The sequence below is a fragment of the Maribellus sp. CM-23 genome (assembly GCF_021354595.1).
Lineage (GTDB): Bacteria > Bacteroidota > Bacteroidia > Bacteroidales > Prolixibacteraceae > Draconibacterium.
Genome location: NZ_JADWYJ010000006.1, coordinates 225,933 through 244,121 on the forward strand (window position 1 = coordinate 225,933; position 18,189 = coordinate 244,121).

An 18,189-nucleotide genomic window follows, 5' to 3' on the forward strand; every position below is an offset into this window, starting at 1 on the left:
AATTGTATTCACGGTTATCTTCTTCAATAAAATCTATAACAGATAAATACTTTTTAGTGTTTTTTATCGGCTTGTTTTAGGGTAGACCTTCTATTAGTTATATTTTTGCGTCGAATTAAAATTGCAATGTGAACATTTCAATTTTAAATTCGTTATAGTAACTGCAAATAGCAAAATAAAATAATTAAAGAATCTAATAGTATGGCAAGCTTTAACATCGTAATGCCCAAGTTAGGTGAAAGTATCCAGGAAGGAACAATCACCAAATGGTTTGTAAAAGAGGGAGATACAATCGAAGAAGACGACATGTTATTTGAAGTGGCCACCGACAAAGTGGACTCTGAAATTCCCTCTCCGGTTGACGGAGTTGTTACCAAGATCTTATATCCCGAAGACAGCCTTGTTGCTGTGGGGGAAGTTCTCGCTGTTATTAGTTTAGACGGTGAAGTGGAAGAATCGTCGGAAGAAGCCGCTCCCGTTGAAGCAAAAGCTGAAAAAGCTGAAGCTCAGGATGAAGCAAAAGAAAGCTCGGTAGATGACAGCCGTAAATTGTCCAATCGTTTTTATTCTCCTCTGGTGAAGACAATCGCAAAACAGGAGAATGTTTCACTGGAAGAACTGGAATCCATTGAAGGATCAGGTGCTAGCGGACGTGTTCAGAAAAAAGATATTCTGGCTTACCTGGAGAACAAAGGGACGGAACCAGCACCAAAAACGGCTCCTTCAGTACAGTCTTCAGCTCCAAAAGCTGCTCCTGCCGTTGAAAGAAAGGCTCCAATGCCGGTTTCTGTCGGAGCAGGCGATCAGGTAATTGAGATGGATCGTGTCCGGAAGTTGATTGCTGACCACATGGTGATGTCGAAACAGGTTTCGCCTCACGTAACTTCAATTGTTGAAGCTGATGTGACCGAATTGGTGCTCTGGAGAAAGAAAAACAAGGATGCCTTCGAACAAAAATACGGTGAAAAGATCACTTTCATGCCTGTATTTACAGAAGCAGTCGCAATGGCTTTGGCCGAATTTCCGATGGTAAACTCTTCGGTTGACGGCGACAGAATCATCCTTAAAAAAGATATAAATGTTGGTATAGCAGTAGCAAAACCAGATGGAAACCTGATTGTTCCGGTAATTAAAAATGCTGAACAACGCAACCTGATTGGTATTACCAAAGAGTTAAACCGTTTGGCAAACGCTGCACGCACCAATAAACTCGATCCTGCTGAAATTCAGGGAGGAACCTTCACCATAACCAACTTTGGTTCCTTTGGAAATATCATCGGAACACCCATTATCAACCAACCACAGGTAGCCATTCTGGCCACAGGTATTATTGAGAAAAAACCAGCTGTTCTGGAAACTCCAACCGGCGATGTAATTGCAATCCGCCACAAAATGTTTCTGTCGTTATCGTACGACCATCGCATAGTTGATGGCGCTTTGGGCGGAGCATTTCTGCGCCGAATAGCTGATATTTTAGAAAATTTTGATACAAACCGCGCAATTTAATTTTATTATGAAGGATTTAAAAGTACCAAAGCTTTATACGATCAAAACAACTCCAAAAGAAACGCTGGAGAAATGGTACCGTTTACTTACTGTTGGGCGCGCAATTGACGAAAAAGCCCCCAATTACCTGAAACAGGCGATTGGTTGGTCATATCATGCGCCTTATGCAGGGCACGATGGTATTCAGTTGGCCATCGGGCAGCATTTCGAGAAAAATAAAGACCATATTTTCCCGTATTACCGCGATATGCTGACCGCACTCTCGTGTGGAATGACAGCCGAAGAAATAATTTTGAATGGTATTTCAAAGGCTACTGACCCGTCAAGTGGCGGACGCCATATGTCGAACCACCTGGCAAAGCCTGAATGGAACATTCACAGTGTTTCGTCGGCTACCGGAAACCACACGCTTCATGCAGTAGGGGTTGCCCGTGCTATTAAATACTACGACGAAAAGGTGGTTTCAATCAGTAGCCAGGGAGAATCATCGGTTAGCGAAGGTTATGTTTACGAAGCAATAACCGGGGCTGATAAAGAGGAATTGCCGGTTGTATTTGTTTTCCAGGATAACGGATATGGAATTTCTGTTCCGAAGAAAGACCAGACAGCTCAGCGGAAAGTTGCCAATAACTTTTCAGGGTTCAAAAATACCCGGATTATTCATTGTAACGGGAAAGATGTGTTCGATTCAATGAATGCAATGGCGGAAGCCAAGCGTTTTGCCATTGAAGAAAGCAAACCCGTTATTTTGCAGGCCAATTGCGTGCGAATGGGGTCACACTCAAATTCTGATGATCATCTTCTCTATCGTTCTGACGCTGAAAGAAACTATGTGACCGAATACGACCCGCTGGGAAAATTCAGAAGGTTATTGTTGCGTTACAATCGTTTTACTGAAGAAGAATTACAAGCCATTGAGGCCGATACCAAAGCCGTAATCAAGGCTGCACACAAAGCGGCAATGGCAGCTCCGGATCCGGCACCTGAATCAATACATGATTTTGTGTTTGCGGAGCCGATGGTTTCTGAAAAATACCCGGAAGGATTACACAGCCAAGAAGGTGAAAAGAAGAAGCTCATTACTGCGCTGAATGAAACCTTAAAAGCTGAGTTCAGAGAAAATCCGGATACCTTTATCTGGGGGCAGGATATGGCCAACAAGGACAAAGGTGGTATTTTCAACGTATCAAAAGGGATGCAGCAGGAATTTGGCGAAAAACGTGTATTTAACGGACCAATTGCCGAAGATTTTATCCTGGGAACTGCCAACGGAATGTCGCGTTACGACGAAAAAATCCGCGTGGTTGTTGAAGGAGCCGAGTTTGCTGACTATTTCTGGCCTGCCATGGAGCAATACGTTGATACCAGCCACGATTACTGGCGATCGAACGGAAAATTTTCGCCGAATATCACCATTCGCTTAGCTTCCGGTGGTTATATCGGAGGAGGAATGTATCACTCACAAAACATCGAAGGTTCGTTGGCTGCCATTCCGGGAGTGCGTATTGTGTATCCTTCGTTTGCTGATGATGCAGCAGGTCTTTTGCGTACATCTTTGCGTTCAAAAGGGCTAACCATGTTTATGGAGCCAAAGGCATTGTATCAGGATCCTAAAGCAGCCACGGCTGTACCGGATGATTTTGAAGTGCCGTTTGGAAAAGCCCGCGTGAGAAGAGAAGGTACAGACCTTACCATTATTACCTACGGAAACACCACACATTTAAGTCTCGATGCAGCCAACAAGCTGGCCGTAGAAGGTTTGGCAAATGTGGAGGTGATTGATTTACGTTCGTTGGTTCCTCTGGATGAAGAAGCCATTCTTAATTCAGTTAAAAAGACAAATAAAGTGCTGGTTGTTCACGAAGACAAAGTATTTGGTGGATTTGGTGGCGAATTAAGCGCTATTTTGAATGAAAAAGCATTTGAGTACCTCGATGCTCCGGTTAAACGAGTGGGATCTACCTATACTCCTGTAGGTTTCAACCGTATACTGGAACGTGCCGTGTTGCCAAATGTGCAGAGAATTTACGATGCTGCAAAAGAATTAATTGAATACTAAAATCTTTGAATCATGAGCAAAACAGCGATTATATATAGCTTTCACACGCAAAAGTCTAAAAAAGTTGCCGAGAAGATTACGGAAGCTTTTGGAAAAGACAAACTGGAAGCGGTGAACGCAGAAGAGTTGACTAAAGAAATCATTGAAAAATACGATCACTTTATTTTAAGTGCACCCACCTGGTTCGACGGGGAGTTGCCCAATTACTGGGATGAATTTGTTCCGGATCTGGAAGAAATGGATCTTTCAAAGAAATCCTTTGCCATTTTTGGATTGGGAGATCAGAAGGGATATCCTGAAAATTTCTGCGATGCAATCGGTCTTTTGGCCGATATTCTGGAAGGATGCGGAGCAAAAATAGTAGGACAGACTTCGGTGGAAGGTTACACCTACGAAGCATCCAGGGCACAACGTGGCGATAAATTTATTGGTCTTCCGCTTGATCAGGAAAACCAGGCACGTTTAACCAAAGACAGAGTCGGCAAGTGGGTGGAAAAACTAAAAGAGGAATTCTTTAATTAAAAGAATTTTCTATTTGCAATCGCGAAGGCTGTCTGTACGTCAATTGACGGACGGATGGCCTTTTTTTAGTTAAAAGAAAATGTGACCAAGGCTGAATGCGTGACAAATTCTTTATCAGCAGATTAGTTGACTCCCGTCTTCCTTTGCTTATTGCTGGGCAAATGATTTTTCCTCATAAGTGATTCCTGTAAATTCTAGTTACAAATGTAATTTATTGAACCGACAACATGTCAGTATGGCATTTTGATTTATTCTGCGATTAAGTGTTTGTTATTGTAAGTTATTGATAGATAGCGTTCGATTGTCTTTGGGATAGGTAGTTGGTTGATTTACATATGTGAATACATTTGTGAAATTAGCTTCCACAAAGTTCCGGTCTTTATCAAATACAGATATTATTTGGAGCCTAAACACACGATTGAAGTAAATTCCAAATTTTCGAGCACCTGCTCGTTGCGATCTAAATATGCGAAGGAAATCAGTTTAATTATTGTTAAATAGAATGGCTTGTTAAAAAAGGTTTGTTATTAACTATTTGCGATATAAGCTAAAATCGCTTTACTAAAGTTTTCGGTTAGCTTTAATTGATTAATTTTGTGGCTTCAAATAATTAAAGTTTTTACCGTGCCTGAAACAAGATACATATTCGTTACCGGTGGAGTTACTTCATCGCTTGGAAAAGGAATATTAGCTGCTTCGCTGGCTAAGTTACTTCAGTCGAGGGGATACAATGTTACGATCCAAAAACTCGACCCTTATATTAATGTAGATCCGGGAACACTGAATCCGTATGAACACGGAGAATGTTTCGTAACCGAAGACGGTGCCGAAACCGACCTGGACCTTGGCCATTACGAGCGCTTTTTGAACGAAGCAACTTCCCAGGCCAACAATGTTACCACCGGGAGAATCTATCAGTCTGTTATTGAGAAAGAAAGACGGGGTGATTATCTTGGAAAAACAGTACAGATCATTCCACATATTACGGACGAGATCAAACGCCGGATAAAAATTCTGGGGTCGAAAGGGAATTACGATATTGTTATTACAGAAATTGGTGGCACGGTAGGCGATATCGAATCTCTTCCTTACATTGAGGCTGTTCGTCAGTTAAAATGGGAATTGGGCAACAAAGCAATCGTGATACATTTGACACTGGTTCCGTTTTTGGCCGCAACCGGCGAGTTAAAAACAAAACCTACACAGCATTCGGTAAAAATGCTGCTGGAAACAGGAGTTCAACCTGATATTCTGGTGCTTAGAACCGAGCATGACATTGACCTTGCAGTGCGCAAAAAAGTGGCACTTTTCTGTAATGTAGGTTTGGAGTCAGTAATTCAGTCGGTTAATGTACCAACGATTTACGAGGTTCCGCTGAAAATGCTGGAGGAAAAACTGGATATAACAGTTTTAAAGAAACTGGATTTGGCCATTAAAGAAGACATTGATCTGTCAGCATGGAATAATTTCCTATTAAAACATAAGAACCCAACGCGCGAAGTTGAAATTGGGCTGGTTGGAAAATATGTTGAACTTCACGACGCATACAAATCAATTGCAGAGGCGATTACACACGCAGGAGCTGAAAATCACTGCAAGGTTAAGTTAAACTGGATTCATTCAGAAGAAATTAATAGTGAGAATGTTGCAGAACGTCTGTCACATTTAAACGGGATAATCATTGCCCCAGGATTTGGTCACCGCGGAATGAAAGGCAAGATTGTAGCTTGCCAGTATGCCCGCGAAAACAATGTTCCGTTTTTTGGAATTTGTCTCGGAATGCAGGTGGCAGTGATTGAGTTTGCCCGGAATGTTCTGAAGCTGGAAGGTGCGGATTCATCAGAAATGAACCCGAAAACCCAGTATCCGGTTATCGACCTGATGGAAGAACAAAAAGGCATCACCCATTACGGTGGAACCATGCGTTTGGGAGCCTATGAATGTCGGATTGTAGATAAAGATTCTCATGTTTGCTCGGCTTACAATAAACTTACTGTTTACGAACGTCACCGTCACCGTTACGAGTTTAACGATACTTACCGTCAGCAATTTATTGACGGAGGCATGGTACCGGTGGGCGTAAACCCGGAGACTGATTTGGTTGAAATTATGGAAATACCGGGGCACAAGTGGTTTGTAGGTGTACAGTTTCATCCTGAATACCGCAGTACGGTGCTTAATCCTCACCCTCTGTTTGTTGATTTCATTAAAAATGCAATAGTTGAAAAATAGAAGATGGATAAAAAATCGATAATTGGAATCGTTCTTATTTTTTTGATTTTGGTGGTGTTTTCGTACATCAACCAACCTTCCGAAGAAGAAATTGAAGCGGCAAAGATCCGACGCGATTCCATTGAACAAGTTGAAGCGCAGCGGGCGCTCGAACAACAAAAGTTTCTGGCCGAACAGTCTGCCAGTCAGCAAGTGGCGATGGGAGGCGACTCCATCATTCAGAAACAAAAAATAGACGAGTTCGGAATTTTTGGGACCCAGGCCATTGGGGAAGAAGAATTTTCGACACTTGAAAACGACCGGATGAAGATCACTTTCTCTAACAAGGGAGGGCGTATTTACTCGGTTGAGTTAAAAGATTACAGTCGGTACGATTCTACAGCACTGGTTTTGTTCGACGGGCCCGAAACCAAGTTTGGCCTTAACTTTTTTGCGCAGAACAGAAGTGTTGAAACCGATCAGCTATTTTTCCAGCAGGTGGGTGGAATACGGAATGTGGTAGTGAGCGGCCCCGATGTAAAAAAGGGTAACGAAGGAAAAATGAAGTACAACCGGGAGCATCCGGGCGGAAAAGAATCGGTTACGTTTAGATTAGAGCCCGAGCCTGGCAAGTTCATCGAATATGTTTACACGCTGGAACACAACTCGTTTATGGTTGGTTTCGACGTAAAAATGGAGGGGATGAACAACTACATCGCCAGCAATCAGTCGTACCTGAATTTTATCTGGGCTTACGATGTTCCGCGTCAGGAGCATTATTCCCGTTTTGGTGAAGACCGTTATACCTACATGACCTACAAATTTTTTGAGGACGATGTAGATAACCTGAATAAAAACAAATCGGACGCGGAAACACTGGCTACCCGTGTTAAATGGGTGGGTTTCAAACAGCTTTTCTTTAGCTCAACTATTATTGCCGGAGAATCGTTCCCGAACGCATCGGTTCAGCAGGAAAAATACAATTACGAAGATAACAAGGATTACCTGGCCAATTTCAAGGCCGATATTGCCATTCCGTACGATGCGTCTCCAAAAGAGGACATCGGAATGCAGTTCTATTTTGGTCCAAACCACTACCAAACGCTGAAACAGTACGATCTGGATATGGAAAGCCAGATTGATCTGGGATATGCCATTGTACGTCCGGTAAACAAATACCTGATCATTCCGGTATTTAACTTCCTGAGACAGTACATCGATAACTTCGGATTGATTATCCTGATCCTGACCATATTGATTAAAGTGGTGCTTTTCCCGTTCACTTACAAATCATACATGTCGCAGGCTAAAATGAAGGTTTTAAAGCCTGAAGTGGATGAAATTAATGCCAAGTTTGGAAGCGGTTCTGAAAAGGCCATGGAAAAGCAACAGGCAACAATGGCACTCTACCGAAAAGCCGGGGTAAACCCGATGGGGGGATGTTTGCCAATGGTGCTCCAAATGCCGATTTTGTTCGCGATGTTCTTTTTCTTCCCAACTTCAATCGAATTAAGAGGAGAAAGCTTTTTGTGGGCCAAAGACCTGTCGACCTACGACTCTATCATTAGCTGGAATTTTAATATTCCGTTGATCGGAGATTTCATGGGGAATCACATCAGCTTGTTTACCGTTTTGATGACGATAACTACCATCATTTCAACCAGGTTGAGCCAGTCGGCAGCAAGTACGCCGGGCATGCCGGGTATGAAAACGATGATGTACTTGATGCCGGTGATGTTCTTCTTCCTGCTTAACAGCTACCCGTCAGGATTGAGTTATTACTATTTCCTGGCGAACGTAATTACGATCGGACAAACTTACGCCATCCGTCAGTTTGTTGACGAAAACAAAATCAGGGCACAGCTGACTGCCAATAAAAAGAAACCGGCTAAAAAGGCGTCCGGATTTCAGAAGCGTTTGGAAGAAATGGCCAAACAGCAACAGCAAATGCAGAAACGCAAAAAATAATTCAGAGATAAGATAATTCAGGAACAGCGGCATTTATGTCGCTGTTTTTGTTGGTACCCGGGCACAAAAAAAACCGTTCTGAAGAAGAACGGTTTTCTATATGTCGTGATTTAAACTGCTTAATCGTAGCGGTGTTCGTCAGCTGACGGATAATCGTCATTGGCTGATCCGCAGGCACAATCCTGATGAAGTCCTTTTTCATACTGCTCCAGTGCTCTTAAACTCATACCCATGTTCGAGAAACCGCCGTCGTGGAACAGGTTCTGCATGGTAACCATTTTGGTTAAGTCGGAGAACAAGGTAATACAGTAATTGGCACATTCTGCGGCAGATGCATTACCCAGCGGCGACATTCTTTCTGCAAAATCGAGCAGACGGTCAAAACCTTTCACTCCGTTTCCGGCTGTGGTGATGGTGGGCGACTGCGAAATGGTATTGACCCTTACGCGGCGCTCACGTCCGTAGATGTAACCAAAGCTACGCGCAAACGATTCCAACAGCGCTTTGGCATCGGCCATGTCGTTGTAACCGTAAAAAGTACGCTGCGCTGCCACATACGACAGTGCTACTACCGAACCCCATTCGTTGATGGCATCCAGTTTCCGGGCGGTTTGCATTACTTTGTGGAAAGATATGGCGGAAACATCCAGCGTTTTATCCAGGTAGTTATAATCCAGATCACTGTAATGTCTTTCTTTTCTTACGTTGGGAGACATTCCGATGGAGTGCAGAACAAAGTCAATTTTTCCTCCCAGGTATTCCATCGATTCCTTAAAAAGGTTGGTTAAATCATCTGTATTTGTAGCATCTGCTCCAATTACGATGGTATTTAACTTCTCGGCCAGTCCATTGGTTTCACCCATCCGGATGGCCACCGGCGTGTTGGTAAGCGTAATTTTGGCACCTTCTTCGTGTGCTCTTTCAGCTACTTTCCAGGCAATGGAATCGGGGTTAAGAGCCCCAAAAATAATTCCTCTTTTTCCTTTTAATAAGTTATTACCCATGATGGTTTTAATTATAAATAATGAGTTGCAAATTTAATTGAGTTTAAATAAAACGAATAAAGATTGTACTTTTTACGTGTGAAACTCGCCTATAATTAACTGTTTGCGCCGAATATTGTTCAGAACTGTTCAAAAATTAAGTTTTATACGAATGGGGGAAAAACCGCAGATGCTCGTTTGTTTTTTAACATTCGCCTCATTTTGAAGATGTGAATTTTCTGTTTCAGCTTAGTAGTGAAGACTTTGCAAAGTGAATAAAGAATACTCTTTCTGTTGGAGATTTGTTCCCAATAGTTTAGGCCTGCAGCAACAGAATATGCTGTTAATCATCCGTATTTCATGAACATTAGCGCCCGTTAAATGCTGTAATTCGTTCGATCTTTTATAGCTTTGAACTGGAATTTTTCATCATTTATCATAAACCTAGAAATATGAGAAACACTTTTCTAATACTGTTGTTGTCAGTGGCAACATTCAGTTGTTCAAACTCCTCTAAAAAGGAAACAAAACAAGATAAAATGGAAGTGAACCAGGAAATTAAGAACAAGGCGGATGAGTTTGCCTCTTTTAAGTTAACCACCGACTTGTCTGTTCTTTCAGAAAAAGAAAAACAAATGCTACCGCTGTTGTTTGATGCCGCCAAAATGATGGATGACATTTTTTGGCAGGAAGCCTACGGCAATAAAGAAGAATTGCTGGGCAAAGACTGGGATGAGTACACCCGGAAATTTATCAGCATCAATTACGGTCCGTGGGAAAGATTGCACAACAACGAGCCGTTTTTACCGGGCGTTGGAGCCAAGCCTGCAGGGGCCAATTTCTATCCGGCCGATATGACAAAGGCAGAATTTGATGCCTGGGAAGATGAAACCAAAACAAGTCTGTATACCCTGATCAAAAGGGGCGAAGACGGGAAACTAAATTCTGTTCCGTATCACGTCGCTTTTAAAGAGCCGGTGGATAAGGCTTCGGCTTTGTTGAAGCAGGCGGCTGAACTGGCTGAAGACCCAGGCTTGAAAAATTACCTGGAAAAAAGAGCGGAAGCTTTGCTTACCGATGAGTATTACGAAAGCGATGTAGCCTGGATGGAGATGAAAAACAATACCATCGATTTTGTGATCGGGCCGATTGAAAACTACGAAGACCAGTTGTATGGCTACAAAGCAGCGCATGAATCGTACATTCTTATTAAAGACAAAAACTGGAGCGTTAAGCTTGAAAAATATGCGGCTTTGTTACCGGGCCTTCAAAAAGCTTTGCCATGCGAGCCCAAATACAAAAACGAAACACCCGGTGTGGATTCGGATATGAATGTTTACGATGCTGTTTTTTATGCCGGCGACTGCAACTCGGGAAGTAAAACCATTGCTATTAACCTGCCCAACGACGAGCGGGTGCGCGAATCAAAAGGAAGCCGCAAACTTCAGTTAAAAAATTCGATGCAGGCAAAGTTTGATAAGATATTGGTTCCGATTGCCGAACTTTTGATTGCCGAAGATCAGCGTTCGCACGTTAAATTCGATGCTTTCTTTGAAAATACCATGTTTCACGAAGTAGCTCACGGGCTGGGGCTGGGAAATACCGTTGACCAAAGCACTACCGTGCGCGAGGCCTTGAAAGAAACCTATACTTCGATTGAAGAAAACAAGGCCGATATTCTGGGCTTGTGGTGCGTTTACCAGCTCAACGAAATGGGAGAACTGGGCGACAAAGACATGATGGACAATTTTGTGACTTTTATGGCAGGCATTTTCCGTTCGGTAAGATTTGGAGCCGCCAGCGCCCATGGAAAAGCCAACATGATGCGTTTTTATTACTTCCAGGAAACAGGCGCTTTTACCCGCGACGAAACGACAGGAACCTACCGTGTTGATTTTGAAAAAATGAAACAGGCCATGCTCGGACTTTCTGAAACGGTGCTAAAAATCCAGGGCGATGGAGACTATGAAACGGCTAAAAAGATGATCGACGAAAAAGGGAACATCCGCGAAGCCTTGCAAAAAGACCTGGATAGAATTGGTGAAGCCGGAATTCCGCGCGACATCGTTTTTGAACAGGGACCGGAAGCACTCGGGTTGTAAATCAACAGTAAAATCATAAACGAAATACCTGTCAGTAAAAGTTCCTGGCAGGTATTTTTTTGTAGTTGCACGTGTAACTGCTTTTTGTTGGAACCAATTACTAAGTTGAAAGACATCTAGTTCCGGAAATTTTTTATCTTGCACTAAAATTCGCACGATGAAACGGATTCTGGCAGCTTTCTTGATTCTTCTGGCAAACCTGGTTTTGCTGGTGCATGCCGTTATTCCGCATCATCATCACAGCGAAAACCTTTGTTTCGACATTACCGTTACAGAGCAGAGCAACACCGAAACCTGCTGCAGCGGAATCTGCACCAAAGAAAATCATCCGGATGATCCGGATAAAGAGTCTGACTGTTGCACGCTTTCTCACATTATTGCGCTTTTTAACGGAGATATCAAACAAAACATCCGTGCTCACGTCAGTTCGCATGATCTGCTGAGCGATGTATCGTTTGTAGCACCCGAAGGCAATGAAAATTCAGGGGTTTTGAATCCCCGTTTCTTTATCGAGATTGTTTTCAACGATCAACTTCCCATTTATCATTCGTTGGCCAGCAAGGCCTTTGGATTAAGAGGTCCTCCTTGTATCGGCTAAATTCCGGCAAACTGGAATGACATTTTTATTCTGATTTCTGACCGGAGTCTTTCGCTTTCTTTTTGATGTACGATACCAAATGGTTTTGAACCTCATTCAGCCAGTTAGTGGTTTGTATTTCAGAATGAATGCGCACTTATTTTTCAAAAGATCCAATACTGGATCACAGTTTCAATACTTAGTATAATAATAAACAAATGAAACGAATATTATTTTTTATTACTGCCTTATCCGTATTAACATGGGGCTGCAAACAAAACGCGAAAGTAGAGAGTGAGGCTGATCACGATCACGACCATGAACACGAGGAAGTAAAATTTCAATACACCGGTTATTCCGAAAGCCTGGAGTGTTTTGCTGAAGCCGACCCTTTTGTTTTGGGGGAAGAGAGCAATGTGTTATCGCATTTTTCGTGGCTGAGCAATTTTAAACCTGTCGATAATACCCGGGTTACGCTTAAACTGCAAGTGAATTCAAGCGAAGTGAGCGAGACATTGGAAGAAACGGATCGGCCGGGGATTTACAGTTTCAATCTTAAACCGGAAATTGCCGGAAGCGGAAAGCTGGTTTATGAAATTCAATCGGGCGAAGAAACGTTTCGGTTGGAAGTCCCCAATATTACGGTGTATCAGGACGATGAAGCTGCCCACGAAGCGGCAGAAGAAGCAGAAATTTCAGGTATTAATGCATCCGTTTTTACCAAAGAACAATCCTGGAAAATTGATTTCAGAACAGAACTGCCTGCCAACGAACCTTTCGGGCAGGTGATAAAAACCGTGGCACAAGTTCAGTCAGCTCCTTCGGATGAAATCACACTTACTGCCAAATCAAACGGAATGGTGCAGTTTGTAAGCCATAATCTGGTGGCTGGAAAAAAGGTTGCGGTCGGCGAAAATTTATTCAGCATTAGCGGAAATCAGCTGGCAGTGAATAATTCGGCGGTGATGTATGCCGAGGCTAAAAACAACTACGAAACTTCGAAACTGGATTACGAGCGCAAACAGGAGTTGGCAAAGGAAAAGATCGTTTCGGAGAAGGAGTTGCTTGAGGCACGGAATAAATACGAAAATGCACGGATTATTTACCAGAACCTGGAGGATAACTTTAATGATCGTGGCGAATGGGTAAAAAGTCCTGCCAATGGTTACATACGTCAGGTGCTGGTGAAGAATGGCGAGTACGCAGAACCTGGGCAGGCACTGGCCACCATAACCCGAAACCGGGGGTATATGTTGTACGCTGAAATTCAGCCCAAATACCGCGAATGTATGAAGCATTATTCGGATGCGGTAATCCGGACCATGGGAAGCAATAGATCTTACGCATTGAAGGATTTGAACGGAGAATTGATGGCTACCGGAAACAGCACCGGTGAGGGAAACTTCATGGTTCCGGTGCATTTAAGAACGGATGCTTCCGTGGAGTTGATCCCGGGTGATTTTGTTGAGTTGTACCTTAAAACGGCCTCAGAAGAAAATAAAGTGGCAGTTCCGAATTCGGCTTTACTCGAAGAACAGGGATATTTCTTTGTGTATGTTCAGCTTACGCCTGAATTATTTGAAAAACGGGAAGTGAAAACCGGGACTACCGACGGACTTTCCACCGAGATAAAAGCAGGACTTTCTCCGCACGAGAGAGTTGTTACACAGGGAGCGATGTTTATTAAACTGTCGCAGGCAACCGGGGCGCTTGACCCACATGCCGGACACGTACATTAAAACCGGAAATCATGTTGAATAATATAATCCGATTTTCACTTAACAATAAATACTTCATCCTCTTTTGCTCGTTGGCACTGGTGGTGGTGGGAACCCGCACGGCCTCCCGAATGGATGTGGATGTGTTCCCTGACCTGACCGCGCCTACGGTGGTGGTAATGACCGATGCACATGGAATGGCGTCGGAAGAAGTAGAGAGATTGGTAACTTTTCCAATTGAAACCGCAGTAAACGGTGCCACCGATGTGCGCCGGGTGCGGTCAAGCTCAGCTTATGGTTTTTCCTTTGTATGGGTTGAATTTGATTGGGGAACCGATGTTTTTAAAGCCCGGCAGATCGTGAGCGAGAAACTGATCAGCGTGTCGTCGCAGATGCCGTTGGGAGTGGGACAACCCATGCTGGCACCGCAATCGAGTGTGATGGGCGAGATATTCTTTATCGGGATGCAGGCCGACAGCACCAGTATGATGGACCTTCGCACCATTGCCGAGTGGAATGTAAAACCACTGGTACTGGCTACCGGCGGAGTTTCGCAGGTTACGATCATTGGTGGCGATTACAAACAGTATCAGGTATTGGCCGATCCGCATAAGATGGGTTATTTCGGAGTCTCAATGAGCGAGTTGGCAGAAACCTGTCAGTCGTTGAGCCGGAATTCAACCGGAAGCGTGGTGCGCCAGTATGGCAACGAATACGTGGTTAGGGGCATCGGAAGGTCGTCGGACCTGGAAACGCTGGCTAATTCGTACATCAAATCCAACAACGAAAAACCGGTTCGTGTGCGCGATGTGGCAACTGTTCAGATCGGGAGTGCTGTAAAAATGGGATATGCCTCTGAAAATGCGAAACCGGCAGTGGTTATCTCGATCTCGAAGCAACCCAATATCAATACCATCGATGTTACGAACCGGATTCAGGCCAACCTGGAAGTACTTCAAAAAACATTGCCTCCCGACGTAAAATTGGATACCGGCATTTTTCGGCAGGCCGATTTTATTGAAACCTCGGTAAACAACGTTCAAAAGGCCTTGATCGAAGGCAGCATCCTCGTGGTGATCATCCTGTTCCTTTTCCTGGGAAGTTTCAGAACTACGCTCATTTCATTGCTGGCGATTCCGCTGTCGCTGCTGGGTGCCATTGTTGTGCTGAAACTGATGGGAATGAACATCAATACCATGAGCTTGGGCGGAATGGCCATTGCGATCGGGTCGTTGGTTGACGATGCCATTATAGATGTGGAAAACGTGTACAAACGCCTGCGGCAAAACCAGCAATTACCCGAGTTAAAAAGACGGTCGGCTTTTGATGTGGTTTTTGAAGCTTCGAAGGAAATCCGTGCTTCCATTCTGAATGCAACGCTGATAATTATGGTGGCCTTTTTGCCACTCTTTTTCTTAACAGGAATGGAGGGACGCATGTTGAAACCACTGGGAATTTCATTTATTGTGTCGCTATTTGTGTCATTGATCGTTGCTATGACATTGACACCCTTACTCGCGAAGATTTTACTTACCAACGAAAAGTACCTGAAGAAAAACGAAAAGGAAAAATGGCTGGTGAGAAAGCTTTCTGTTGCCTACGAAAAAGCGCTGAGTTGGTCGCTTCATCACAAGCGGGTGATTGTTTTTTCAACTTTGGCCATACTGGTTTTAGCTGTTGTTACCTTATCCGGATTCGGACGCAGTTTTTTGCCCGCGTTTAACGAAGGATCGCTGACCATCTCAGTCATCACCAAACCGGGAACGTCGCTGGAGGAAAGCAACAAGATTGGCAACCTGGTGGAAACGGAGTTGCTTTTGGTGCCCGAAATTCTGCACACTGCACGAAGAACGGGCAGGGGAGAGCTGGACGAACATTCGCAGACTACCAACAGTGCCGAGATTGATGTGAAATTTACGCTTGACAAACGCAATGCGGAGGAGTTTATGGAAGATGTCAGGGATAAACTGGCGCATGTTCCGGGGATTGCCTTTACCGTGGGGCAGCCACTTGGGCACCGCATCGACCACATGCTTTCAGGAACGCGTGCAAACATTGCGATCAAGCTATTCGGGACTGACTTGAATCGAATGTTCGCCATCGGAAACCAAGTAAAAGCCACCATTGCAGATGTAGAAGGGCTAGTGGATGTAAATGTCGATCAACAGGTGGAAATTCCCCAGATTCAGATTCGCCCCAACCGCGATTTACTCGCCGAATATGGAATTTCGCTGGAGGAATTCAATCGATTTGTGGATGTGGCTTTTGGGGGCGAGAAGCAAGCCGATATTTACGAAGGGCAGCGCAGTTTTGACCTGATTTTGCGATTGAACAAAGATTTTACCGAAAGCATTGAAGGCATAAAATCGGCTTTGATTGACACGGAGAACGGAAAAAAAGTGCCCCTCGAACAAGTGGCCGATGTGGTTTCGGTGGCCGGGCCAAGTTCCATCTCGCGCGAAAATGTTCAGCGAAAAGTGGTGATCTCGGCCAACGTAGCCGGGCGGGACTTACGCGGAGTGGTAACCGACATTAAAAACAACATCGAACAGGAGATAGAGTTGCCCGAAGGGTACCGGATCGAATACGGCGGACAGTTTGAAAGCGAAGCAGCTGCATCGCGCACTTTATTGCTGACTTCAATCTTGGCGGTGTTGCTGATATTTTTCCTGCTTTACCAGGAATTTAAAGACTTTAAACTGGCTGGAATTATATTGATGAACCTGCCGCTGGCACTGATTGGCGGCGTATTCTCCATCTATTTCACCTCGGGAATTCTAAGTATTCCTGCCATTATCGGTTTTATTACCCTGTTTGGAATTGCCACCCGAAACGGCATTCTCCTTATTTCAAACTACCAAAAGCTTGACAACGGTACCAACTCCCTGAAAGAGACGATCATCAAAGGTTCTTCAGATCGGTTGAACGCTATTTTAATGACAGCACTCACCGCGGCTTTGGCGTTAATTCCGCTGGCTCTGAACGGAAATGTGTCTGGAAATGAAATTCAAAGTCCGATGGCAAAAGTGATCCTTGGTGGATTGCTAACGTCCACCATGCTGAATATTTTCCTGGTACCCATAGTGTACTTTGAATTGAGAAAACGTGGAATCATCAAAAACGAAAAAGAATGAAACGACTAATAATCTATGTGTTGGCAACTATCGTAATGGCTGTTGATGCGGGAGCGCAAACCAGCATTGACCAGGTATTGCGCGAAGTGGAGCAGAACAACACCACGCTGGTGGCTTTAAAACGAAGAGTGGATGCGGAGACAGCCGGGAATAAAACCGATCTCTTTTTACCCAATCCCGAAGTGGAGTTTAATTACCTGTTCGGAAGTCCTTCGTCAATCGGGAATCGAACGGACATCAGCATAACACAAGGTTTTGACTTTCCGACGGTTTACAGCCGCCGAAGCGATATTTCGAATTTAAGAAACGAGCAGGTGTTACTGGAATACAAACGTCAGCAAAAAGAATTGTTCTTGCACACCCGCCAGGTTTGCAATCAATTGATTTATCTGAATTCGATGCTCAAAGAATATGCTGAGCGGATTGAAAATGCCCGTCGAATGGTGGATCTTTTTCAGGCGAAATTTGAAACAGGTGAAGCCAATGTGCTGGATTACAACAAAGCGCGTCTGGCCTTGCTCGATCTGAACAAAAAAGCAGAAGCGCTGCAAGTAATCCGCGAGGAGCAGCTGGCAGAATTAACGCGTCTGAACGGTGGAAAAGAGATTGATCTTCAGCTCGCTGAATTTCCGGCGATCATTATTCCTGATGATTTTGAAAGCTGGTATGCACAGGCCGAACAAAACAACCCGGTGCTGGCCTGGCTGAAACTCGAAACCGAAGTAAGCCGACAAAACGAAAAGCTGAACTCAGCCCTCTCATTGCCGAAGTTTCAGGCCGGTTATATGAGCGAAAAAGTGGTGGGCGAACGTTTTCAGGGGATTTCTGTTGGAGTGTCGGTACCGCTGTGGGAGAGCAAGAATAAAGTAAAAGAAGCGCGCGCGCTTACCGAAGTTTCCCGGGCGGTTGAGCAGGACAACCAACTCCGGTTTTATAACTCGCTGAAAGCCCTGCACGCAAAAGGTCTGCAATTGCAAAGTAGCCTCAGCGACTATCAGCAGGAATTGGAATTGTGCAACAATACCACGCTGGCTGCCAAAGCGCTGGAAGCAGGAGAAATTTCGATGATCGATTACATTATGGAGCTGACGGTGTATTACGAAAGCTTTAATAACATGATTGAAATTCAAAAAGATCTGCACCAAACCCAGGCAGAATTGATGCAATACGAAGAGTAGTTGAAGCAATTAACTCCTCGTGGCTTGCCATGGGATTATCAGCAAAAGAATAGAAATCCTTAACAAAACGAGACTCCTCGTCAGCGCTGCTGCGGGGAGTTTTCATTTAAGATCTGGGCCGGAACCGAATACAAAAGGGCGTTTAACAAGCTGTTAACAACCCTAATTAACCTTTTGTGTTATATTTGCAACGGTGAAAGTTTTCCGAAACATATTGGTTGTACTGTTGGC

Annotated in this window: 11 protein-coding genes; 10 read left to right on the forward strand and 1 reads right to left on the reverse strand. The window is 44.1% G+C overall.

Features of this window, described 5'->3' with window-relative positions:
• Positions 1–201: 201 nt before the first annotated feature.
• From INQ51_RS19680 to yidC, 5 genes are all read left to right on the forward strand, one after another.
• The gene (locus INQ51_RS19680) at positions 202–1,506 is read left to right on the forward strand and encodes a dihydrolipoamide acetyltransferase family protein (protein ID WP_233379682.1); all 1,305 of its coding nucleotides are present in this window, start codon (positions 202–204) and stop codon (positions 1,504–1,506) included.
• A gap of 7 nt (positions 1,507–1,513) precedes the next feature.
• A complete protein-coding gene (locus tag INQ51_RS19685) occupies positions 1,514–3,565 on the forward strand; it encodes a thiamine pyrophosphate-dependent enzyme (RefSeq protein ID WP_233379683.1) in 2,052 nt (683 codons plus the stop codon).
• A 12-nt stretch (positions 3,566–3,577) separates the two neighbouring features.
• Positions 3,578–4,087 carry a flavodoxin gene (locus INQ51_RS19690; protein WP_233379685.1) on the forward strand — a complete coding sequence of 170 codons (510 nt, stop codon included), beginning with the start codon at positions 3,578–3,580 and terminating at the stop codon, positions 4,085–4,087.
• A gap of 624 nt (positions 4,088–4,711) precedes the next feature.
• A complete protein-coding gene (locus tag INQ51_RS19695) occupies positions 4,712–6,319 on the forward strand; it encodes a CTP synthase (RefSeq protein WP_233379687.1) in 1,608 nt (535 codons plus the stop codon).
• A gap of 3 nt (positions 6,320–6,322) precedes the next feature.
• The gene (gene yidC, locus INQ51_RS19700; RefSeq protein WP_233379689.1) at positions 6,323–8,266 is read left to right on the forward strand and encodes a membrane protein insertase YidC; all 1,944 of its coding nucleotides are present in this window, start codon (positions 6,323–6,325) and stop codon (positions 8,264–8,266) included.
• A gap of 119 nt (positions 8,267–8,385) precedes the next feature.
• Here the strand turns inward: yidC and INQ51_RS19705 are convergent, their stop codons facing one another.
• Positions 8,386–9,270 carry an enoyl-ACP reductase gene (locus tag INQ51_RS19705; RefSeq protein ID WP_119438567.1) on the reverse strand — a complete coding sequence of 295 codons (885 nt, stop codon included), beginning with the start codon at positions 9,268–9,270 and terminating at the stop codon, positions 8,386–8,388.
• A gap of 518 nt (positions 9,271–9,788) precedes the next feature.
• Here INQ51_RS19705 and INQ51_RS19710 point away from each other — a divergent pair.
• The 5 genes from INQ51_RS19710 to INQ51_RS19730 all read left to right on the forward strand — a co-directional run bounded on the left by INQ51_RS19710 (position 9,789) and on the right by INQ51_RS19730 (position 17,958).
• On the forward strand, positions 9,789–11,351 hold the full coding sequence (locus INQ51_RS19710; protein WP_233379691.1) for a dipeptidyl-peptidase 3 family protein: 1,563 nt from the start codon (positions 9,789–9,791) through the stop codon (positions 11,349–11,351).
• Between the two features lie 157 nt (positions 11,352–11,508).
• The gene (locus INQ51_RS19715) at positions 11,509–11,949 is read left to right on the forward strand and encodes a DUF6769 family protein (protein ID WP_233379694.1); all 441 of its coding nucleotides are present in this window, start codon (positions 11,509–11,511) and stop codon (positions 11,947–11,949) included.
• Positions 11,950–12,146: 197 nt separating this feature from the next.
• Positions 12,147–13,667, forward strand: coding sequence for an efflux RND transporter periplasmic adaptor subunit (locus INQ51_RS19720; RefSeq protein ID WP_233379696.1), 1,521 nt, complete (start codon positions 12,147–12,149; stop codon positions 13,665–13,667).
• An 11-nt stretch (positions 13,668–13,678) separates the two neighbouring features.
• Positions 13,679–16,780 (forward strand): efflux RND transporter permease subunit, encoded by a 3,102-nt coding sequence (locus INQ51_RS19725; RefSeq protein WP_233379698.1) that lies wholly within the window; start codon positions 13,679–13,681, stop codon positions 16,778–16,780.
• Positions 16,777–17,958 carry a TolC family protein gene (locus INQ51_RS19730; RefSeq protein ID WP_233379700.1) on the forward strand — a complete coding sequence of 394 codons (1,182 nt, stop codon included), beginning with the start codon at positions 16,777–16,779 and terminating at the stop codon, positions 17,956–17,958. The genes INQ51_RS19725 and INQ51_RS19730 overlap by 4 nt, the downstream gene beginning before the upstream one ends.
• Positions 17,959–18,189: the final 231 nt, after the last annotated feature.